The organism is Thainema salinarum CENA647 (genome assembly GCF_057732415.1).
Genome location: NZ_JBYJZJ010000022.1, coordinates 513,250 through 533,766, shown reverse-complemented (window position 1 = coordinate 533,766; position 20,517 = coordinate 513,250). Strand labels below are relative to the sequence as shown.

Here is a 20,517-nt window from a genome sequence, read left to right as displayed (position 1 = left end):
AAGGGTAGGTATACTGCCGCATCGCAGCGACATACCTACCCTTGTTGAGAATGTCTCTAATACAGGCGACTTAAGACGTAATCAGCGAGGTCAATTAATGCTTGACGGGCTGGCGAATCGGGTAGCTCGACAAGATGCTGCGTTGCTGTTTTAGCATGGTGTGCAGCTAAATCTCTAGCTTGCTGAATGCCAGTACTATCTTGCACAAGTGCGATCGCATTTTCGAAATCACCCTCTTCGGCAAATTCGCGCTCAATTAAAGTGGCCAGATAGGGTTGCTCAGTCATGGCGTAAAGAGCAGGAGCCGTAATATTGCCGCTACATAAGTCAGAACAAGCTGGCTTACCTAACGTTTCTGCCGACCCCGTAAAGTCCAGCACATCATCAACAATCTGAAAGGCCAAGCCAATATGTCGTCCATATTGATAGAGGTGATTAGCAACTGTATCACTGACTCCACTTAGAATTCCAGCGGCTTTGGCACTGTTAGCAATCAAGGAAGCCGTTTTGTAATAGCTTTTATCCAAGTAAGCTTCAATCGTTAAATCGGTATCAAAACGATTCAGTCCTTGGCGAATTTCGCCCTCGGCCAAATCCATAATCACCTGAGACAGCAGTTTAACTACAATTAAATTGTCCAAATTGGCCAGGTACCAGGACGACTGAGCAAACAGGAAGTCTCCGGCCAGCACCGCCACTCGATTACCAAAACTGCTGTGGACTGTGGGTACACCGCGCCGCGTTGCCGCTTCATCAACGACATCGTCATGCACCAAACTAGCCGTATGGATCATTTCAGTGATTTCAGCTAGCCGACGATGCTTAGCTGTAATCGCTTGTTCCGGCATCGTAGCGCGGGATAGCAATAGCACAATCGCTGGCCTGATGCGTTTACCTCCCGCTCCGAAGAGATGCTCTGCCGCTGCATACAGAATGGGATGTCGGGCACCGACCAAATTTTTCAGATTCTCCGTCAGGGTGCGGAGGTCTTCCTCAACAGGCGTAAAAAGGGAAAGAACAGAAGTCATGAACCAGCCGACTCAGGCGTTTATTAACGAAATTTTACATAATTTCTGTTCTCATTCTAAGGCAACCGATCAAAATCTGCTGGAGAAATGATCAAAATGATTGTGTAGTGGCTCCCGCAACCCTGTGTACAAAACCGAACCCTCTTCATTGGAGTGGCCAAGCTGTCTAGCAGACGGTTTTCTAACTTTGTTAACAAGATCAGGGGATTAGTGTCTAAAAGTTAAAGGTGCTATGTTACCTTAGATATAAGGCTTTCCCGAAAAACTAAATATTCTTCGCAGGTTGAGTTAAAGACAAAATCGAGCGAAGTCGCGAGCATGGCTCTTCAGTATTGCTGCGGAGTTAGTGTGCAGCATTTGCTCGACACAGTCATCTGCCATACGTGAACAAGCAGAAGCAGACTGGCCTGAGGTTTAACTGAGGTTGAACCATTTACAGGCGAATTTGTTTCAGCGTTGTGGTAAGACTCTTCCGACTTCATTTCACCTGATTATGAGCAGGTTATGGCCAAATCTCTGGCCGTTGCTTTGCGGTATTTATTGTTTTGTAATTGCTTTGTACGCTCGTTCTGCACGTAGTTGCGCAGAGTAACTGTAGCGGTAGGTGTTGGCCATAGTCCAGTTAGCTACAGGGCTAGCCGTGGTCGTACCGCTTTGTCCTTCCTACCTAACCGCTGTTTCTGAATACGCTTACAACAGCACCTTTTGATTCAGTCTCCAACATCTTAAAGTCTTCTTCGTTGCACTATGACCCCTGATACTATGCCTATTATCATTCCAGCTTTCGCGATCGGTTACCTAATTTGCATTTACTTGCTGTTGACGTTTGTCCAGCAGTCAAAGGCGCGCCAATAGCTGGGCTCATAGGAAATTTGGTCGAAACCCGTGGTTTATTTCGATGCAGTGTTTGCAACACAAACACTGCATCGAAATAAACCACGGGTTTTATAACAGGTTTATGATGCTTCCAAAGACCGGGAGTAGGAATGAAGTGAGTGCCTACGAACTGGTGGCAGCATGACCGATTCAACTACTGGAGTACAGCCCAGCCACTGCTTTGAGAGGTGAGCAAACTGCGAGGGATTGCCGCTGACGCAAAAACGGGTGGGAGAAGGAAGGGAATGGCTGCGTAATTTTTGCTCGTCGAGAACCTGAGCGGTTCGCAGCACGGCGTATCGGGCTGGATCGACAAATTTGACGGTGGCCGGAACCAGCGATCGCAAAACAGGTTCAAGATGCGGGTAGTGGGTACAGCCATAGACGAGTGTGTCGATCTGCTGAGCCAGCAGCGGAGCGAGGTATTCTTGGGCGATTTCGCGGGTTAAAGGATGATCAATCCGATTTTGCTCAATCAGCGGCACAAATTCAGGACAGCCAATTTGCCAAACCTTGACCGTTTCATCCACTGTCATAATCGCTCGACGGTAGGCATTGCTGGCGGCAGTGGCAGGCGTAGCGATGACACCCACACGTTGCCCCTGCTGAACGGCGGCTTCAGCTCCGGGCTGGATGATGCCCAGAATAGGAATATTGAATTCGGCTTGGACGGTTTCGAGCGCCAGAGCAGAACTGGTGTTGCAGGCCATCAGCACTAGCTTGACGCCCTGACTGAGCATCCAGGTAATGATTTCGCGGACAAACTGGGTAATTTCAGTGGCTGAGCGAGTTCCATAGGGTAGCCGAGCCGTATCTCCAAAGTACAGCACAGATTCGTTGGGCAGGAGGCGATATATTTCTCGCAGGACGGTTAGTCCGCCGACGCCGCTATCAAAGACGCCAATCTGGGCTTGAGAAGACATTGAACTCGTCATGTATAGTTGTACTCCGTCGCTGGAAACCATCTGAATGAGTATATGCACCTACCCTATGAAATCGCAACTGACTCGGGTTAAGGTGCCAATTGGCCAAAGATGAGCAGTATAGATGTGAATCGCTGGCGTTGTCCCAAATGGTAATGGAATCGGCCAAAATGCGATCGCATTGCAGCATTTTGACATTCTTATCTGGACTATGCGGTATCGAATACCTAAACGGCTAAAAATTTTGTTGAATGTACTGCAGAATTCCCTGAGTAATAGCGGCTGCCATTACTCGTTGCTGGGTAGGATCCGCTAAGCGGCGCGAGTCTTCAGCACCTGTAACGAAGCCGGTTTCAATCAGAATTGCTGGCATTGAGGTATTACGCAGCACGTAAAAACGGGCTTGGCGCACCCCCCGATCCTGAATGGCAACATTCTGCAAAATCGCGTTGTGAATCACCTGGGCCAAGCGCTGGCCAGACGAGTAGTAGTAGGTTTCTAGCCCGTTGACATCGGGCCGACTGAGGCTAATCGCGTTGGCGTGGATACTGACAAAGAGGCTGGCGTTTGCCCGTTCAGCAATTTGTACCCGTGGCTCTAGGTCAATTTCCCGATCGTCAGTACGAGTCATAATCACCTGCACTCCCTGCTGTTCGAGCAGAGCCGCGACTTCGCGGGCGATGGGGAAGATTACATCTTTTTCCTGTAGACCGCCAATGCCCACTGCACCTGGATCTCGCCCCCCATGACCCGGATCAATGACGACGACAATCCGTTCATTTCGCACAGACGGCAGCGAAGGAGCAGGCCGCGTTTCAGGCGGAACAGCAGATGGCTGGGGCACAGGAATGGGGGTTCCGGTGGTGGATGGTGGTGGCGCAGTGGCCGTCGTGGATCCGCGCTGTAGCTGAATGGCAATCGTATCGTCTTCTGGACGGGTAACATTGCCGAACTGGATGCCTGCCGCAGGCTGCACCAGGACAACGACAACATTGCCCTCCTCTTGTCGCAGCCGCAATCGTGTTAATGGGCTATCCTCAGTCAGTTCAGGCCCTTCAACTTCTTCAGCGAGTTGAGCCGATGGAATGCGGATTTCGTAGGCATTCTCGCTTTGGTTGTATTGGCTGGTGTAGGTCAGCGCGCCATCGGACTCAATCAGCAGTTGAGTCTCATTCTCAGCCAGCTGAACGCTACGAATCGTCGCAATTTGATCAGGAGTAGCGACTCGAATATTCGTATCGGTTGTTCGAGGTAACTCAACCGGACGCTCTCCGGCCACAAAGGTTGTACCGCGCCGGGGAATCAGTACCAAACCGCCTAAATTGCTGGGATTGATGTCCCAATCCGGTGCGCGTTCTGGCAGGGTTAACGTGACTCGGACAACGGCTGGATCGTCGTCAAGCTGCTCAATCTGGAGACGATCAATATCGGGTCGATCAAACGTTTGATCGCGCTGATTCAGCGTTAAACGAGGCGCAATGCTGGCGTTGCCTAAGTCAATTCGGATTTCTCGATCTCTGCGATCGCGATCGCGATCGATGTCTAAGATTTCCGGTTCTCCGCCTCGCGTTTGGATAAATAGCCCATCGGCGGTGACGCGCAGGTCTGTCACCTGAATTGGTGCGTTGACCGGATCAGGTACTTCAGTCTCGCCAGCCGCACTGCTTGGAGTAGACGCCGGGGCTGCTGGAGTGGTGGGTGGAGATTGGGCAGTTGAGGCTGGATCAACCCGCTGCGGCGTGGGTAGCTCAACTGTCCATTGCGATGGGCTCAGTCCTCGAATTTGGACTTGATTCGGGTCAATCGTATAGCCCGGCGCAATTTCGATCACAATCCGAGCCGTGCTGCTGTCAAACTGCCCCGCGCGCACTTCACGAATCAACCCACCAACCGCCTGCCGCGCAGTTGAGCTACTGCCCAACGATGTTTGCGGCAAATCGATAACGAGCCGCGTGGGGTTCGCAATCAGTTGAGCGGTTGGCTGCACACCATCGTCTGTGGTGAAGGTAAGACGATTGGCATCCCGATCAAATCGCCAAAACTGGAGGCGACCCGCTTCTGCTGGGGTTGCGGACAGCATGAGCCCAACTAAGCCGGGTAACAAGCTACGAAATAACCAGCGATACTTCACAAGGATTGATGCTCCTCAACACAATAGACAAATTGCCGTGATTGACTTGATGGTGAATGATGGTGACGTTCGAGTGGAAGACAGCAACCTGACGAAACTGAACTAAAACATAGATTCTACAAAAGCCCCGGTTAACCGACTTGAGGCTTATTTGCGTCTTTCAACAATACTAGGAGGGGTGCGATCGCAGTTTTGCGTGCATCAGCAAGACATCATAACGCTATTTGCGACGAATGCAAGTAATTCTGAGTTTCCATACTCCTCTCGCCCCACCCAATACGGTGCCCAATTTACGCGTAGAAACCCACACTGATTTTGGTGAACAGCTTATGCTGTCACGAAATCAGTGTGGGTTTTTCAGATGATTTAGATATCAGCGTTATGAGTCGGCGGATTCTTTTTCCTCACCCGCTACAGACGCAGTGGCTTGACCGACTGTAGACGATTCGGTAGATGACTCCATTGCCAAGGTTGCGCCATCGGCAGCAGCGAGGGCCGGGTCAGAGACAGGCGAGGCGGCTTCGGTTTCCTTAAATACGATGCGCAGCAGCGGTGGAGCCACAAATGTTGTCAGAATCACCATGACGATGATGGCGGCATCCAGTGACTCGGACAACACGCCGCTGGCAGAGCCGACACCGGCAAAGACCAGACCCACTTCACCCCGTGGCACCATGCCAACTCCGATCGCCAGTCGATTGATATCAGGCTGACCAAACACCGTGAAGCCTGTGGCGACTTTACCAATAATGGCCACGATGATCAGGAAAGAAGCGATGATCAAGCCTTCGCGGTTCGCCGGATCTAGAGGATTGAGAACGCTGAGGTCAGTCTTAGCACCGACGGTTACGAAGAAAACGGGCACCAGCATATCGGCGATTGGGCCAACCTGCTCTTCGATATCTTTGCGCTTGCTGGTTTCGGCCAGAATCAGACCAGCGGCAAATGCACCTAGAATCGCTTCCAACTGAATAGCCGCAGCCACATAGGACAAGATGAAGGCGAAAATCAAAGCCGAGATAATCACCTGTCCCCGCGTTTGCAGCTTTTCCACCAGAGCGACGAAATAAGGGCTCAGCAATCGACCCAGAAAAATCGAGCCAATCAGAAAAACCGCTGCTCCAATGATTAAGTAAATGACATTGGCAATCTCAATCTCACCTGTTTTCGCCAGACTGGCGACGACAGCCAGCACGATAATCCCCAGCACGTCGTCCAAGACAGCCGCTCCGATGATGATTTGTCCTTCTTTGGTGCTCAACTGGCGAATCTCGGCTAGGACTTTGGCTGTAATGCCGATGCTGGTGGCTGTGAGAGCTGCACCCGCAAAGATGGCCGGAATCGTGGGTGTGCCAAAAATGGCGATTAATCCAGCGGTGCCTGCGGCGAACGGCAGCGCCACCCCAACTACGGCCACAATCGCAGCCTGTGGCCCCACTCGCAGCAGTTCCTTCAGGTCAGATTCCAGGCCAATTTCAAACAGCAGGATAATCACGCCCAGCTCGGCTAAAACCGAGATCACCTCGCTATCAGCACTGAAGACAGCAGAGAGTGCGGCAGGTTGCAGGCCAGCCGTTTGCTCCAAAAAGTTCATAATGAGTGAACTTGATGGTTCAGCAGCGGCGGCTCCTTCTGGAAAAACAATCAGGTTGAGCGCTGAAACGCCAACTACAACACCACCCACCAGTTCGCCCAGAACGGGGGGTAAATTTATGCGGGCACACAGTTCTCCCCCAATCTTGGCGGCCATATAAATCGCCACCAAGCTCAACAACACCCCGGCTAGGATAATCGGGCCAAGCTCGGCTTCATTAACGGCTTCTCCTGCCTCCGCCACTTCAGCGAGTAACCCCGGAAAGGGAACAAGCAGGGCAGGGAGGTAACCGAGTGGATTGGGGAATGCCCCGAACAGCATTGGGTCAATCATCAATTCTGCAAAACGCATCCTGTCTACTCTACCTGAATCTTGGATAGGCGTTGTATCAGGCGATAGTTCAGTTTTTTAAAAAATCCCCTCATCTTTGGGAGTGCAGCAGCACTGCCGCATTTTCAAAGATGAGGGGATATTCTGAATTATTTCGAGATCCGTCGCCCTAGGCCGATAAGAACACTCGATGCTTGAGTGATGGCATTTGCTGGCGGACTTGTTCGATGCGGCTGGGGTTGATTTCTGCGATCGCAACTCCTGGTTCATTGCCCGCATCGGCCAGCACCATGCCCCAGGGGTCAATCACCATTGCGTGACCGTGGGACTGCCGCAGGGCGTTGTGGCGACCCACCTGAGCAGGAGCAACGACGTAACAGGTGTTTTCAATTGCGCGTGCCTGGAGCAGCACCTTCCAGTGATCTTTACCTGTGTAAGCCGTAAACGCGGCTGGAATGAACATCACTTCCGCCCCCATCTGGGAGAGATGGCGATAGAGTTCAGGGAAGCGTACGTCGTAGCAAATCGATAGCCCTAAGTTGCCAAGCTCTTTGGAGGGATAAATCGATGGCGGCTGCACTCCAGCCAGTACCGTCTTTGACTCTTGGTACATGTTGCCATCCGGCAGATTAACATCAAACAGATGCACCTTATCATAGCGAGCCAGTTCCTGCCCGTCAGACCCCACCAGCAGCGCTCGATTGTGGACTTTACCCGTTTCAATTGGCACCGGATAGCCACCGCCCAAAATCGTTACCTGGTAACGCTGTGCCATCTGCTTAAGGAACTTTTCACTGGCAGAGGCAATATGAGCCGCTTGAGCCAGTTTTTGGTCTTCATCGCCTAAAAACGGAAAATTCTCTGGTAGAGCAATGAGTTCGGCACCCTGCCGAATCGCCAAATCAATTAAATCTTCAGCCTGAGCCAAATTGGCCTCTACATTTGGCCGACTGTTCATTTGTAACGCTGCAACCAGATAAGACTTCATAGATCTGTTGTACTCTTCACAAAATAGATGGAACGAAATTCAAGTTGATGGTCAATAATCCGGCAAAAGGTCGTGAATACTGAGCCAGAACTGTGCAGGATTAGGGATGGCTATATCTGCTGATGTCGTTAGATCACTTTAGTTCACATAGGTTCATACACTCGTCAGGTTTCAAAATTCCAAAGTAATTCCAAAGTATCCCGATACCTTAGCGACTCCTTTGGAAAAAGGAGGTATCTATCCGAATCGCGATCGCCAAAGTCGTGAGGCAACCATTAAGGATCTTGCATCTTACCGCTTAGCAACCGTCCTGATTCGAGTTTTTAGGATCAGTAGCAACGTCACCGCAACGTCTGTTAATCGGCCTTCGGTTATCGGTATTCGAAGCCAGCAGACCTAGCCAGTCGGGACAGGCTGAGCCAAAAGCAAATCGGCAGCATAGAGGTGGTCTATACCAAGTGTTCCCTCAACCAATCTAGCAACCATCAAGATGGTTGGATGCGGGCACTTTCCAGGTGGTTTAGACGTCATTGCCACTGGGCTGATCAGTGTGACAGCATCGCTTGAGCAGCAGCCAAAGATGGTAGAAGTTATTGGCTTGTCCAAAAGAGCTTTCTTCAAGACGAACTGTCAAGACTGACTGTAAGGAAATAAGACAATTAATATGGATAAGTTAAAACACTGGATTTAAGACTTAAATTGCTCTCAAATGCTGATTCCATAGGGTTAGTAGATTCAAGGCAGTTGAGAACTTTATTCTATTTTACAGCCTGTCGGGATGCGGTCTATTACCCGATCCGGCTATAAAATCCCAGAAGTTTTTTGAACGACAGACAGCGCCTGTGTTTGCACAAAAGCTTTGATGTTGAGAGGGCTTATGACATCACTACTACACTGGAATCGGCGTCGATTTTTGCAGGCCGCAGGCGCAACGGCAGCGGCATTAGGCTGGAATCAGCTCGATATTTGGCGGCAGGGGCAAGCCGCTCGTCGAGTTTTGGCCCAAACTGCACCGCGCAAACTGGCTCTACTGGTTGGCATTAACGACTATCCCGAAAGTAGCGGCATGGCACCGCTCGATGGCTGTGTGAATGATGTCGAAATGCAGTATCACCTGCTGGTTCATCGGTTTGGCTTTGATGCGAACAATATTGTCAAGCTAACCGATGGACAGGCAACTCGCGATCGCATTTTAAGCACTTTCGATTCCCACTTGATTCAGCAAGCTCAACCGGGCGATGTCGTCGTCTTTCACTTCTCTGGACACGGCTCCCAGGTACTCGACCCGGATCAAGACAATGCCGATGGCTTAAACAGTACGCTGGTGCCCATTGATAGTCCCTTGCCGTCCGGTTATCCCCGCGAGGGTGGCCCTGTGCGAGACATCACGGGACATACGCTGTTTTTGCTGATGTCTGCCATCCAAACGGAAAATTTAACCGTCGTGCTGGATAGCTGCTACTCCGGTGGCGGCACGCGGGGCAACTTCAAAGTGCGATCGCGCTCCGGCGGGTCGGCCCTGCAAATCAGTCAAGAAGAACTGGACTATCAGCAGCAATTGCTGGCGCGACTGAACATGACGCCTAATGAGTTTATTCAAAAGCGGCGGGCGGGTGTGGCCAAAGGAGTTGCGATCGCATCTACCAAGCGTGACCAGCTTGCCGCAGATGCGGCCTTCGATGATTTCTATGCGGGCGCATTTACCTACACGTTCACTCAGTACCTCTGGCAGCAGCCTGGAAACGAGCCGTTTAGCCAAGCGATTCCTAACGTAGCTCGCAGCACCCACGCAATTTCGTTTACCGCCCAGGAACCACTGCTAGAGGTGGCTCCCAACAGCCAAGGCTCGCAAAAATCAGTATTTTTCGTGCAAAAGCAGGCTCCGCCAGCCGAAGCGGTAATCACTCAGGTCAACGGTAATCAGGCAGAAGTCTGGTTCGGCGGACTCAATCCAGATAGTTTAGTCGCATTTCGCCAGGGAGCCTTGCTATCTGCGGTCGATCAATCTGGTAATGAGCAGGGGCTCTTACAGCTTGAGTCACGCAACGGACTCGTGGGGCAGGGGCAACTGCTGGATGCTGTTCAGCCAGGAGCGCTGTTGCAGGAACGGGCTAGAGGGATTCCGTCCGATATTTCGCTCCAGATTGGCCTGCACGACTCGCTCGGAGCCGACTACAGCACGGCTCAGCAGGCACTAGCAGCACTGCCTCGAATTGAGCCTAAAGCACTCCAGGCTGGTGAGGTACAGTACATCTTCGGCAAGATGACGGCTGATTTGGCCGCTTTTACGGGAACGTATCGTCCAGAAATGAACAGCTTTGGCCTCTTTTCAGCGGGACTGGAACCCATGCCAGATTCCTTCGGTGCGGCGGGTGAATCCGTCACTGGAGCTGTACAGCGGCTGCAAGCAAAACTGCGATCGCTATTAGCCGCGCGATTGGTGAAACTCACGCTGAATACCAACTCATCCCGACTAAATGTCTCAGTAGACATGCAATCAGAGTCCGGTAGCCAACTTTGGGCATCGCTGGTTACAACGCGGAGTTCCAAAACCGCACCACCCGCCATCCCTGGTATCACGCAAATTCCAGTAGGGACATCGCTACAGTTTGAAGTTCAAAATCGAGAAACCCGTGATCTATATCTCAGCGTATTAACCATTGATGCCGCAGGTGAGCTAACCGTCATTTATCCAGTGCAGTGGACGGCAGGCGATGCGGCCATGCTCTTGCCTGCCGGACAGACACTCCGGATTCCCGATTTAACTCGCGATCGCTTTCAGATTGTGACGCAGCCACCAATTGGCTTGACTGAAGTGCTGGTGCTGGCCAGTAATACCCCTCTGACCAATACACTGCTGGCATTGCGTAATTTAGCCAATCAGCTTAATCAGGTGAGTGGGCCGATTGCCCTCGCGCGGGGAGCAGGCACAGAAGCTGATGCTGTTGGTGTAATTGAAGGATTATTGAGCGATGTGAATCAGGTGGCTCAACTCTTTGGCGGCGTGAGTCGGCAGACTAATGCGCAAACGATTGATACGACTCAGTTAGCGGCAATGTCACTTACGTTTGATGTTGTTTGACAACGTTGCTGAATAGCATATATATCCGGCCCAATGTTGCGAATGACTGGCCCAGAGAATGGCCCAGAGAACGGCCCAGAGAATGGCCCAAATAATTGGATAGTGAGATCGCACTATCCAACCTACAGCGAATTTATAAGCAGGCATTTCGCAAAAAATTAATTTGAGGATTCGATAACCGGATTTCGTGTGAGTAGACTAATACATGAGGAAGAGTCGGCGAGGCAGTTGCGAATCAAGATCGAGGTCTTGATTTGAGGAAAGTCCGGGCTCCCAAAGAACCAAACTTGCTGGGTAACGCCCAGTGCGGGTGACCGTGAGGAGAGTGCCACAGAAACATACCGCCGATGGCGGCAACCGTTCCCGGTTGTCTGCACAGGTAAGGGTGCAAGGGTGCGGTAAGAGCGCACCAGCAGCATCGAGAGGTGCTGGCTCGGTAAACCCCGGTTGGGAGCAAGGTCAGAGGAACAATGGTTGGTTCTTTTCCAGTTCCGCTTTTAGAGGTACCGCATGAGGCATCTGGTAACAGGTGTCCCAGATAGATAACTGCCCTGCTGAGCAACCATTCAGCAGAACAGAACCCGGCTTATGTCTGGCTTTTCCTCATCTTTAAAGATGAATTATGTTGCAAATTCGTGATGGAGTAGGTCAGAACAGCTCAAAAAGATGGTCTCGAGGGAACGCATTGCATATAAACCAGTACAAATTTCTGAATAGACAGCACAGCGGCACGTTCGGAAATTTAGAATTGGTTATAAGTCGGTTGGCATATATAAACTCAACTTAAAACAAACTCAACTTAAAAACGGGAGGGCGTCCTGAGGGCTACTCTTTCGTTTTTCGGTTCTTAAGTTCAGTTATATGCCGTGAGTGAGCCACAACAGCGATCGCACTGGTCGAATTGCTTGTAATACCAAGTATCGTTAAACTGCTGATTTACAGGCAACCTGACCTGCCATTCTCGCAGGCTCTGTGCAATGGCTATCACTTAATCGGCGATTAATCTGCGTTGCCAAACCGCAGATTTAGACTTCATTTTTCAACAGAGTAGCATTGTGAAGCACCCTCAGCGTCAGCAACAACTTCAGCAATTTATCCGCAAATTAGGACTCCCCGAAACAGCTGCGGTCAATTGGCAGCAGCTTGACCTAGCGCTGACCCACTCATCGGTCTCAACGGTCAACTATGAGCAGCTTGAATTCTTGGGCGATGCCGTTTTGCGGTTAGTCGCGGCTGAGTTTTTGCTGGAACACTATGCAGCCAGTCCGGTGGGGGAACTCGCTGCGATTCGGTCGTCCCTGGTTAGCGATCGCACCTTATCCGAGATCAGCGCCAGCTACGGTCTCGATCGATATCTGGCCGTTTCCGGCAGTGCGGCCCGCGATCGAGCTGGGCGGCAATCGCGCCTAGCTGAAGCCTTTGAAGCGGTTGTGGGGGCGCTGTACCTCAGTACAATGGACTCTAGCTTAATCCGGCCCTGGCTAGATGCTCACTTTGCCCAGCGCGCCACCGAAATTCGCGCCGATCCAGCCTTACAAAACTACAAAGCTGCTTTACAGGAATGGACACAGGCCCATCATAAGCAGCTACCAGAATATCGCGTCAAAGAAGTCTGCGCTAGCCACGGCAGCGCAGAGCGATTTGAAGCTGAGGTTTGGTTTAAGGATGAGTGCTTGGGTATCGGTAAAGGTCGATCCATTAAGCTAGCGGAGCAGGCCGCTGCCCGTGCCGCATTCCTCCATTTGACGATGCCAATTTAGGACGCTGGCTCAGCCAGCGATATCGCGAGGCACCCCTTCTAGAGCTTCTTCCTCGGTTTCAAAAATTTCAAATACCGAATCCATCATCGTCACTTCAAACACCAGTTTGGCTTCTGGATGAACGTTACAGATGCGGAAGCTACCTTTGACCTTGTCGGCATCGCGCATGCCTGCAACCAAGGAGGTTAGGCCAGAGCTATCGATAAAATTCACTTGCCCCAAATTAACGACGACATGGGGACTGACTCGCGAAATGCACTCCTGTAGCTTTAGCCGAAACTGCCATGCCGTTGTGATATCCAAACGACCAGTGGGAGTCAGGATGATGACGGTTTTGCCGTCTTCCGTTGTATGAGTACGTTGCTCCATATTTGCGCTGTTGACCTCTCCCATGCTAACAACCAATGTGAGGAACTTTGCGGTTTGGCTGTGACCAAGCTGTACCTATATACTGCCCAGACTGACTACGAATCCATCATGATGAACCGGATTGATTCCCGGATTGACATCATAGTACGGATGAAAGGTCGATCTCTGTCCATAATCGCTGATTGGGTTGAATGCGATCGCAAACTGCCCCTGTATGATACCGAAGGAACTCCCAAACAAACAGTCTCAAACTCAATCTATCGGAACGACAGCATAGTTTTTATCAGTAAACTGCGCTTCAAACTACCTAGACATGAGAACTGTGGGGGCGGGTTTAGTCATCCAAGTGATGGCCTTTAGCCAAAATTGGTCAACACAACCCGCCCCCTACTAAACGTTTGTGTCCTAAATCGCTCTACGCTTGCCAGTGAATCCAATCTTGCGGCTTGAGGAACGTCTCGTATAGCTGAGCTTCGGGCGAATTTGGCTCCGGATCGTAGCTATATTCCCAACGCACCAGCGGCGGCAGCGACATCAGGATTGATTCCGTGCGGCCATTGGTTTGCAGCCCAAAGATGGTGCCCCGGTCATACACCAGGTTGAATTCGACATAGCGTCCCCGGCGATAAAGCTGAAACTGCCGTTCGCGATCGCTATATTCAGTATTGTGCCGCTGCTCAACGATGGGCACATAGGCAGGCAAAAAGGCGTGACCGCAGCTTTGGGCAAAGCTGAACAAATCTTCCCAACTCCGCTGCGGTAGCTCACCAATTTCTCGGCTGAGCTGAGCAGCAGGCCCATTCTGATCCGGCCCCCGGTACAGTTCGCCGCGTCCGTCTTGATAGTCGAAGAAGATGCCGCCAACACCGCGCGTTTCCTGGCGATGCTTCAGGTAGAAATACTCGTCACACCAGAGCTTAAACACGGGATAGTAGTCGGTATGGTGGCGATCGCAAGCGTCCTTAATCGTTTGGTGGAACCGCACCACATCGTCTGCAAACGGGTAGTAGGGCGTCAGGTCAATGCCGCCGCCAAACCACCAGACCGGGCCAGCCTCAAAGTAGCGGTAGTTGAGGTGAACCGTTGGTACATAGGGATTGCGGGGATGCAGCACCATCGAAGTGCCTGTGGCGAAAAAGCCATGTCCAGCCGCTTCCGGACGCTGCGCTAAGATCGATGGTGGGAGCTGGTCGCCCCACACTTCGGAAAAATTTACGCCGCCCTGCTCAAAAATATTGCCCTGCTTGAGCACGCGGGAACGACCACCGCCGCCTTCCTCCCGCTGCCAAGCATCTTCTTGGAAGGCTTTGCCATCTAGCTCAGAGAGCTTTTGACAGATTTGATCCTGCAAATCCATCATGAATTGCTTAACGCGATCGCGAGAATCGGCAGGTGGAACAGAAGCAGAAACTTTGGAAGGAGTAGGAGTCGTCTGGGTCATACCGTTTACTGTGGCATTTTAAACGTCAGCGGAGCCAAAAGCTGTAGAAGGCAGAATTATTAAAAACTACGAGTCACTAGACCAATAGTTAGACAACCTATACAAACGGCTCCAAAGAAGGATTTCAAGTTATTCTTTATTGCTTGATGCTTACCTAGCCTAGCCTGAAATCAAGCCAAAAAACGGCAGTCAAAGTGTTTCTCGCATTGAGAAATGTAAACTACGGACAATAACAACGATGACATTGGAATCCCAATCGGATGTGTAGGATACTACACTCAAGAATGATGCTAAACGAAGTGGATCAATAGTAGTAAACGGATTGATGTAATAATTTTGCGCTGCTAGTTTATCCACTTTTAGCGATGAGTTAGCTCATCTTTCCGTATTTAAATCGAAGGTTTAGCCACATGCCGAACTGGAAACTTTTCAAACGTTATCATCGCCCGGATGACTTGAAGCATTGGCTGGTCAGCACATACCAAGCCATCAGTTCAGCATCAGTAGATGATTTATGGCAAACCGTGATTAATCTAGCCGATTTGTCCTGGCATCCCTTAATTACCCAAACCAATGTCCCGAATGGATTGACGGCCAAACCTGGACTAATTTTCCGAGCCGTTACCTGCATTTTCCCGATTCCGATTCGCCTGTTTGTTGAGCGCGTTTCGCCTCATGAACTGTTGAGTATCCGCTTAGTTGCGTTTCCGGGCATTGAGGAGCGTGTAACCTATCGAATTGAGTCAACCGTTTGCGGAACCCGAATTTCCTATTCCGTGGCGTTGCGCGGTTGGCTGTCCCCCTTGGCCTGGTCGTTGATTCGGCCCTACGCGGCTCAAGTTGCGGCTAATTTAGCTCAAGCGGCTGAGCAGTCGGCGCGGGGAGTACTGCCGCCAGCCAAACCGTCACAGCGTTGGTGCCAAGATCTGTTCGGCTTTATCGCTCTCTTGCCCAGTATGGGATTACTGTGGTGCGTGGTTGGTCAGTGCAGCACTTAAGAACGCGAATTTAATAAAGTGAGCTCTTTGGGGTGGGACACGGCATTGCCGTATCCCTACGAGTGGAACGGTTTATAGGCTAGTTAATCCACAATCTTTGGCTCAACGTCAAAATCTATCTAATGGTCGCCCCACTTGCTTCTGGCGATGGAGACTTATTCAGCGAATTAGATCTACAACTGAAATTAGATTGAATACAAAAACTCTGAGCTGCATAACTCAAGATATCTTGCGGTGCAGTTTCGTTGCTATTTCAAAAAATAAAGGATTAAATATGGTTGGAATATTACTTGCTGGTCTAGCCACTGCATTGAGTTTGTTAGTGGTTGACCTTGTTGTCCCTGGCGTTGACATCGCCACCTTCACCGCTGCTCTCCTCGCAGCCGCTTCGGTTGGTGTCGTGAACGCTTTCATCAAACCCGTGATCACGACTCTGTCTATGCCGATCACATTTGTCACCTTTGGCCTCTTCTCATTAGTTGTAAACGGCCTATGCTTCTGGTTAGCATCTGTTTTGGTGCCTGGATTTATTGTCCGTGGCCCACTCGGATTTATTCTTGGCCCTATCGTGCTGTCTTTTGTTAGCACGTTCTTGGTCAACTACTTTGCCAAGAAGTATCCCGATACGGAACTCGGAGCTGAATAATCGATACGGCGTTTCATTCGCGATATCTCATTCCTCTAGACATCAAAATGCCCCCACCAGCTTGTAACGCAAACTGATGGGGGTTTTTGTAGTGAGCGGATTGGGCAGGGAGCAAAGGAGCAGGGGAAGCAAGAAGTGGGGTACGAGTTAGAGATTTGTGATTGAGACGCAAGGGAGCCAGAAATTCCGTTGCTCCCTTGCTCCGAGTTCTGCATTAGTGCTTCGATTTGGCGAGAAGTTACACGCAACCGTAGTTCAGCAGGTCTTGAATTTCCTGGTGGCAGTAATCCGTTAAATCTGTCACGGCTGAGCGGACTTGTTTACCTTGGTACTGTTCACGGTGCTTATCGGTTACCCAGAACGGGCGGCCAACCAGGATATTCACCCGTCTGTAGTTCACCATTGGGTGCCAGCCAGAGCGGCGGAACAGGGGTTCACTGGGGTCGAACCAACTGAAGACCCGCAGCGGCATGAGGGAGTGAATATGCTCCTTATTGGATGCGATCGCAATGGGCAAAACAGCGAGTTCATCGACGGGTGCTTTCAGCGCCAAATGGGCAAAGCCGCGATGGAATTCTCCGACTTCATCGGCGGGATTGGGCTGCACCATCGGTTCTGCACCTTCGGGAAAAATGCCAATGGCTTCCTGCTGCTTCAGGAGCTGTACCGCTTGCCGAAAGAATTCGTGCTGGTTTTGTCCCGGTTCATTTAGCGGCAGTGCCCCCATCTGATCTACGATGTCGCGCAGAATGGGCACCTGGCTCATGTAGTGGTGGCAGGCGAATCGGATGGGCCGATTGGTGATATCCATTAGCAGCGGCACGTCCAAGATGCTGCGGTGATTGCTCACTAGCAAGAGCGGCGTAGACGGAGGGATGCGGTGTTGATAATAGTGAAAGGTCCGGATACCAAGCGCAGTTAGCAAACCACGCGATAGCATCACTGGATTCTCGTTTGGCATAGAACTGAAGAATAGGAATAGCGACCAAGGCATTGCCATCTAGCGCTGAACTGCGATCGCAGCTTGGTAGTGGTTTCAGGTTATAAGCTTGAGAACTACCGCAGCTTTTGGGGGAGGGATTGGGATGAGCAGCGCTAAAGATGAGCCTTGTTTACATTACTTTACTTCTATCTTGAGATCCTTGGGATTGAGATCCATCAAAAGGTGGTAGATCGGAATCATTAGGATGAGTTATGTCCTGTTCGCCGTCCCCCCTGCTGCAACGCTGACGGTTTGGTAAGCCAGACTGCTTGTCAAATCAGCGGTTCAGCGTTTTCTATGCACCAGGCAGTCGGACTCGAACTATCAATTTATGTTAAGTCAATTTCTGTGTAAGGGAGGGCTTGCGATCGCAGGTCACAACTGAGCACAATCGGTTCATCCTCAAAGGTAATCAGCTCCAAATAGTGCGGATTTTCCAGCAGGGAGTGAGCGGCCAAGAATCCTGCAATTGTCCACATCTGAAACTTCCGGGCTTCCCGACCAATCAGTCGTCCCTGCTTGCCGTCGTAATATTCCGGCCATTCGTCTTTGAGGAGATGCTGCTGTGCGATCGCGAGTGCCTTTTCTGCTAGTTCCGGTTTGCCCATCTTTTGCGCTGCTGCCGTCAAATTCCACAGCAACACAGGCCAGCTGCCGCCATTGTGGTAAGACCAGGGCGCATTTTTCCGATCCCAGCCCGTTGCCGTCTGCCAGTCGCGCCCTTCCATCGCCGGATAGCACAGCTTCATCGGCATTTGCGCTACTAAGGTAGACCAGCATTCTTCAATCAACGTTATAATTCCTTGACATTGCCGCTCGTCCGCCAACGAAGTTAGAATTGCCAGCAGATTGCCCTGAGCAAAGAAGCGAAAATCCATCCGGGCTGGCCCTAAATTGCCCACCAGATACCCTCCATCCATCGGCAACCACTCGGTCAACCAGTCGGGAATGGAATCTGGATAGATATTCAGCCAGTTTGCTACCGACTGACCAAATTCTTCTACCCGATAGCGATAAATTTCATTCAGCCGCACCATATCCAGCCAGTAGTACTGCCGGATGTGGTAGGCCAGTTGACTAGAGCGCTCCGTTGCGGCATCGATATAGCCCTGCCCGTCACCATCGGGCAGCAACAGCTCTCGCACCGTGCGCAAAGCAGCATAAAACAGCACCTGAATCTCCAGCGGATAGCCATATACCCCCATCCGGCGGTCAATCATGAATGCGCCATCGGGCACCAGTAGAGTGGGAAACATGTCAAACCGCGTCAGCAAGCACAGATCCAACATCTGATGAATTCCGGCCTGAAAGTCGGGACGGTGGGCCAGCTCAATATCTCCAGAAACCTTGACATAGGCTCGCAGCAACAGCAGCCACCAGAAACAGGAGTCTACGGGCGTCACCCGCGCGATCGCATGTTCCCCAAAATCTGGGACGATCACCTCGCGCTCGTCCCAGACTTCAACTTTGAAGCTGGCAGGCATCAGGCCCGTACCCGGTTTGTAACAGTCCAATTGCCGCTCATGGTTCTGTAACGACAGGGTTAACTTCAAAAAATTACGCACAATATCCGTGCGCCCCTGCATCAAAAACACCCAGGCCGAAACCGCAAAGTCGCGGGTAAAGCACTGGTCATAGTTCAGGTCGGGAGATGTGCGATCGCAGGCGGCCACTGTCCCTACGGGCTGCCCCTTGTAATACACAATGGATGCTTCTAGCGCCTCATAGGCGGACGCGATGATTGAAGATAGATTGGGCATGGTTATCTTGAATTGACAAACTGGCTTCTATCCAAATCTGGCACTAAAAACCAAAGAGGACATCTGGCTATATGCAGCAAAATGTCCTCTTCTCGTTTGTTCACATCTTGCACCTTGCACTTCGAGAACCCGAAGAGGTTGTTTTGGTGCAAGATGTGAGTTTGTGGATATTGAGTTGTCTGATGCTAACGCTTTAGCTCTATTAAGGCTGACTGCTCCGCAACTATTACCGGCAGGCTGCCCGCAAATCAGCAAAGCGTGTGCAACCCGATCGGGAGGTACTGCGAGAACGATTATTGCGATAGATAGTGCGGGAGCCGCTACCGGGAATCAGAATTACATCATTCGAGCCGTACCGATCGCGCGAATCGATAATCACCGGATTCACAATCGTCGAATCTTCAATGTCTGAGTTAATAATCACTGGATTCACCAGCGTCGAATCCTCGATATCGCGATCGCGGTAGACCCGCCGCCCGTAGCGGTCATAGTAATGCCCATTACGGTAGTAATAACCATCGCGACTGTAGTAGCGGTCATCGCGGTCGTAGTAATAATCGTCGTCGTAATCTGAGCCAATCCGCACCGTAATGCTGCCGCCACGTACTGAAACGGAATCCGCCCGACTGGGTAGCGCAGTGCTGATCAGTGCCGTTCCAGCCAACAGCGAAAGTGCGATCGCACGTGCCGATTTTGGAATCCCTAAACCTCGCCCCATACCTGCCTCCAACGCTCTAGCTTGATTGGTGTAAGTATAAAATCAAACATGCCATCCCTGATTCCTGCGACGCAGATTCAACCATAAAGTTCCGTGCTTAATAGCTATCCTCACAATCAACCACCAACCATCAACCCCAAATCACGCTCGAGACCCATCCCCAGTCATCACCAATCCCGACCCAATTCCACCTCATTCCTTAAAATAGAAAAAGCAGAATTTTGATTGATTGTTGACGAATCGTGAGCACAACGTCATCTGAGCCGAACCGCACACCTGACCAAAAAGATCTGGCCCGCCGTGAATATGGCCGAGGCCGAGAAGCCTTTGAACGGGGTTACTATCGCCAAGCCATTCAACAGTTTGAAAAAGCTGCCGCTTTAGTCAATCGTAACTCTGTCTTTGGGGGAGAAGTCCAGATTTGGCTGGTCAATGCCTATGCCGCAATGGAGCAATTTGGCGATGCCATCAGCCTGTGTCGCCAGTTAACGCGCCACCCCCATCTCGATACGCGCAAGCAGAGTAAGCGGTTGCTGTACATCCTAGAAGCGCCCCGACTGCGATCGCGCCCGGAATGGTTGACGCAAATTCCCGATTTAGGGGCCATTTCAGACGGAGAGAACCAAGATCAGCTCTCTAGCCAGCGCTATGCTGCGGCTGATGTACCGAAGAAACCACGCCGCAAGCGTCCGGAACCGGAGTCAGAACCGATCGATCTGAGCCAGGTCAACACAAAAGACAATAAATTTCTTTGGGTAGCGCTAATAGCCGTTGCGCTCACCATTGGCGGACTGCTGTGGTTGAGTTAATTGGATAATGAGTGCGATCTCAACACTATCTCACGAACAAAATGACTAGACTTCTTGCAACCGTTTAGTACAAAGGACTTGT

The 20,517-nt window shown here is 51.1% G+C and carries 16 protein-coding genes and 1 other RNA gene; 7 read left to right on the top strand and 10 right to left on the bottom strand.

Going from position 1 to position 20,517, the window contains the following annotated elements:
- Positions 1–56: 56 nt before the first annotated feature.
- From sds to AC286M_RS09170, 3 genes are all read right to left on the bottom strand, one after another.
- Entirely contained in the window at positions 57–1,028 is a 972-nt protein-coding gene (gene sds / locus AC286M_RS09180; protein WP_488204087.1) for a solanesyl diphosphate synthase, read from the bottom strand.
- A gap of 956 nt (positions 1,029–1,984) precedes the next feature.
- Entirely contained in the window at positions 1,985–2,827 is an 843-nt protein-coding gene (gene murI / locus AC286M_RS09175; RefSeq protein WP_488204086.1) for a glutamate racemase, read from the bottom strand.
- 235 nt (positions 2,828–3,062) lie between these two features.
- Positions 3,063–4,907, bottom strand: a complete 1,845-nt coding sequence (locus tag AC286M_RS09170; RefSeq protein WP_488204085.1) for an N-acetylmuramoyl-L-alanine amidase — start codon at positions 4,905–4,907, stop codon at positions 3,063–3,065.
- Between AC286M_RS09170 and AC286M_RS09165 the strand changes: the two genes are divergently transcribed.
- Positions 4,906–5,064, top strand: a complete 159-nt coding sequence (locus tag AC286M_RS09165) for a hypothetical protein (RefSeq protein ID WP_488204084.1) — start codon at positions 4,906–4,908, stop codon at positions 5,062–5,064. The two genes, AC286M_RS09170 and AC286M_RS09165, sit on opposite strands and share 2 nt — an antisense overlap.
- A gap of 273 nt (positions 5,065–5,337) precedes the next feature.
- On the opposite strand, the gene AC286M_RS09160 is transcribed toward AC286M_RS09165, so the two are convergent.
- Positions 5,338–6,903, bottom strand: a complete 1,566-nt coding sequence (locus AC286M_RS09160; protein WP_488204083.1) for a cation:proton antiporter — start codon at positions 6,901–6,903, stop codon at positions 5,338–5,340.
- Positions 6,904–7,051: 148 nt separating this feature from the next.
- Positions 7,052–7,870, bottom strand: a complete 819-nt coding sequence (locus AC286M_RS09155) for a carbon-nitrogen hydrolase family protein (protein ID WP_488204082.1) — start codon at positions 7,868–7,870, stop codon at positions 7,052–7,054.
- An 877-nt stretch (positions 7,871–8,747) separates the two neighbouring features.
- On the opposite strand from AC286M_RS09155, the gene AC286M_RS09150 reads away from it, so the two are divergent.
- The 3 genes from AC286M_RS09150 (at position 8,748) to rnc (ending at position 12,712) form a co-directional block, all read left to right on the top strand.
- Entirely contained in the window at positions 8,748–10,952 is a 2,205-nt protein-coding gene (locus AC286M_RS09150) for a caspase family protein (protein ID WP_488204081.1), read from the top strand.
- Between the two features lie 212 nt (positions 10,953–11,164).
- Positions 11,165–11,556, top strand: an RNA gene (gene rnpB, locus AC286M_RS09145) — RNase P RNA component class A.
- Positions 11,557–12,007: 451 nt separating this feature from the next.
- Positions 12,008–12,712 (top strand): ribonuclease III, encoded by a 705-nt coding sequence (gene rnc / locus AC286M_RS09140; protein WP_488204080.1) that lies wholly within the window; start codon positions 12,008–12,010, stop codon positions 12,710–12,712.
- 9 nt (positions 12,713–12,721) lie between these two features.
- Here rnc and AC286M_RS09135 read toward each other — a convergent pair whose 3' ends face one another.
- The gene (locus AC286M_RS09135) at positions 12,722–13,081 is read right to left on the bottom strand and encodes an STAS domain-containing protein (protein ID WP_488204079.1); all 360 of its coding nucleotides are present in this window, start codon (positions 13,079–13,081) and stop codon (positions 12,722–12,724) included.
- A 415-nt stretch (positions 13,082–13,496) separates the two neighbouring features.
- A complete protein-coding gene (gene hemF, locus AC286M_RS09130) occupies positions 13,497–14,522 on the bottom strand; it encodes an oxygen-dependent coproporphyrinogen oxidase (RefSeq protein WP_488204078.1) in 1,026 nt (341 codons plus the stop codon).
- Positions 14,523–14,932: 410 nt separating this feature from the next.
- Here hemF and AC286M_RS09125 point away from each other — a divergent pair, with 410 nt between their 5' ends.
- Positions 14,933–15,520: an SRPBCC family protein gene (locus tag AC286M_RS09125; protein WP_488204077.1), complete on the top strand. Its 588-nt coding sequence runs from the start codon at positions 14,933–14,935 to the stop codon at positions 15,518–15,520.
- 274 nt (positions 15,521–15,794) lie between these two features.
- The gene (locus AC286M_RS09120; protein WP_488204076.1) at positions 15,795–16,166 is read left to right on the top strand and encodes a phage holin family protein; all 372 of its coding nucleotides are present in this window, start codon (positions 15,795–15,797) and stop codon (positions 16,164–16,166) included.
- Positions 16,167–16,404: 238 nt separating this feature from the next.
- On the opposite strand, the gene AC286M_RS09115 is transcribed toward AC286M_RS09120, so the two are convergent.
- From AC286M_RS09115 to AC286M_RS09105, 3 genes are all read right to left on the bottom strand, one after another.
- Positions 16,405–17,127, bottom strand: a complete 723-nt coding sequence (locus tag AC286M_RS09115; protein ID WP_488204075.1) for a lysophospholipid acyltransferase family protein — start codon at positions 17,125–17,127, stop codon at positions 16,405–16,407.
- Positions 17,128–17,477: 350 nt separating this feature from the next.
- On the bottom strand, positions 17,478–18,908 hold the full coding sequence (locus AC286M_RS09110) for a glycoside hydrolase 100 family protein (RefSeq protein ID WP_488204074.1): 1,431 nt from the start codon (positions 18,906–18,908) through the stop codon (positions 17,478–17,480).
- Between the two features lie 226 nt (positions 18,909–19,134).
- Positions 19,135–19,626: a hypothetical protein gene (locus AC286M_RS09105; RefSeq protein WP_488204073.1), complete on the bottom strand. Its 492-nt coding sequence runs from the start codon at positions 19,624–19,626 to the stop codon at positions 19,135–19,137.
- Positions 19,627–19,868: 242 nt separating this feature from the next.
- Between AC286M_RS09105 and AC286M_RS09100 the strand changes: the two genes are divergently transcribed.
- Entirely contained in the window at positions 19,869–20,435 is a 567-nt protein-coding gene (locus AC286M_RS09100; RefSeq protein ID WP_488204072.1) for a hypothetical protein, read from the top strand.
- Positions 20,436–20,517: the final 82 nt, after the last annotated feature.

Excerpts from the sequence above, each read along its gene's own strand:
- sds (WP_488204087.1), bottom strand. The coding sequence starts at position 1,028 with ATGACTTCTGTTCTTTCCCTTTTTACGCCTGTTGAGGAAGACCTCCGC.
- AC286M_RS09110 (WP_488204074.1), bottom strand. The coding sequence starts at position 18,908 with ATGCCCAATCTATCTTCAATCATCGCGTCCGCCTATGAGGCGCTAGAA.
- hemF (WP_488204078.1), bottom strand. The coding sequence starts at position 14,522 with ATGACCCAGACGACTCCTACTCCTTCCAAAGTTTCTGCTTCTGTTCCA.
- AC286M_RS09105 (WP_488204073.1), bottom strand. The coding sequence starts at position 19,626 with ATGGGGCGAGGTTTAGGGATTCCAAAATCGGCACGTGCGATCGCACTT.
- murI (WP_488204086.1), bottom strand. The coding sequence starts at position 2,827 with ATGTCTTCTCAAGCCCAGATTGGCGTCTTTGATAGCGGCGTCGGCGGA.
- AC286M_RS09165 (WP_488204084.1), top strand. The coding sequence starts at position 4,906 with ATGAGCCCAACTAAGCCGGGTAACAAGCTACGAAATAACCAGCGATAC.
- AC286M_RS09125 (WP_488204077.1), top strand. The coding sequence starts at position 14,933 with ATGCCGAACTGGAAACTTTTCAAACGTTATCATCGCCCGGATGACTTG.
- AC286M_RS09120 (WP_488204076.1), top strand. The coding sequence starts at position 15,795 with ATGGTTGGAATATTACTTGCTGGTCTAGCCACTGCATTGAGTTTGTTA.
- AC286M_RS09115 (WP_488204075.1), bottom strand. The coding sequence starts at position 17,127 with ATGCCAAACGAGAATCCAGTGATGCTATCGCGTGGTTTGCTAACTGCG.
- AC286M_RS09170 (WP_488204085.1), bottom strand. The coding sequence starts at position 4,907 with ATGCTGTCCGCAACCCCAGCAGAAGCGGGTCGCCTCCAGTTTTGGCGA.
- AC286M_RS09150 (WP_488204081.1), top strand. The coding sequence starts at position 8,748 with ATGACATCACTACTACACTGGAATCGGCGTCGATTTTTGCAGGCCGCA.
- AC286M_RS09160 (WP_488204083.1), bottom strand. The coding sequence starts at position 6,903 with ATGCGTTTTGCAGAATTGATGATTGACCCAATGCTGTTCGGGGCATTC.
- AC286M_RS09135 (WP_488204079.1), bottom strand. The coding sequence starts at position 13,081 with ATGGAGCAACGTACTCATACAACGGAAGACGGCAAAACCGTCATCATC.
- AC286M_RS09155 (WP_488204082.1), bottom strand. The coding sequence starts at position 7,870 with ATGAAGTCTTATCTGGTTGCAGCGTTACAAATGAACAGTCGGCCAAAT.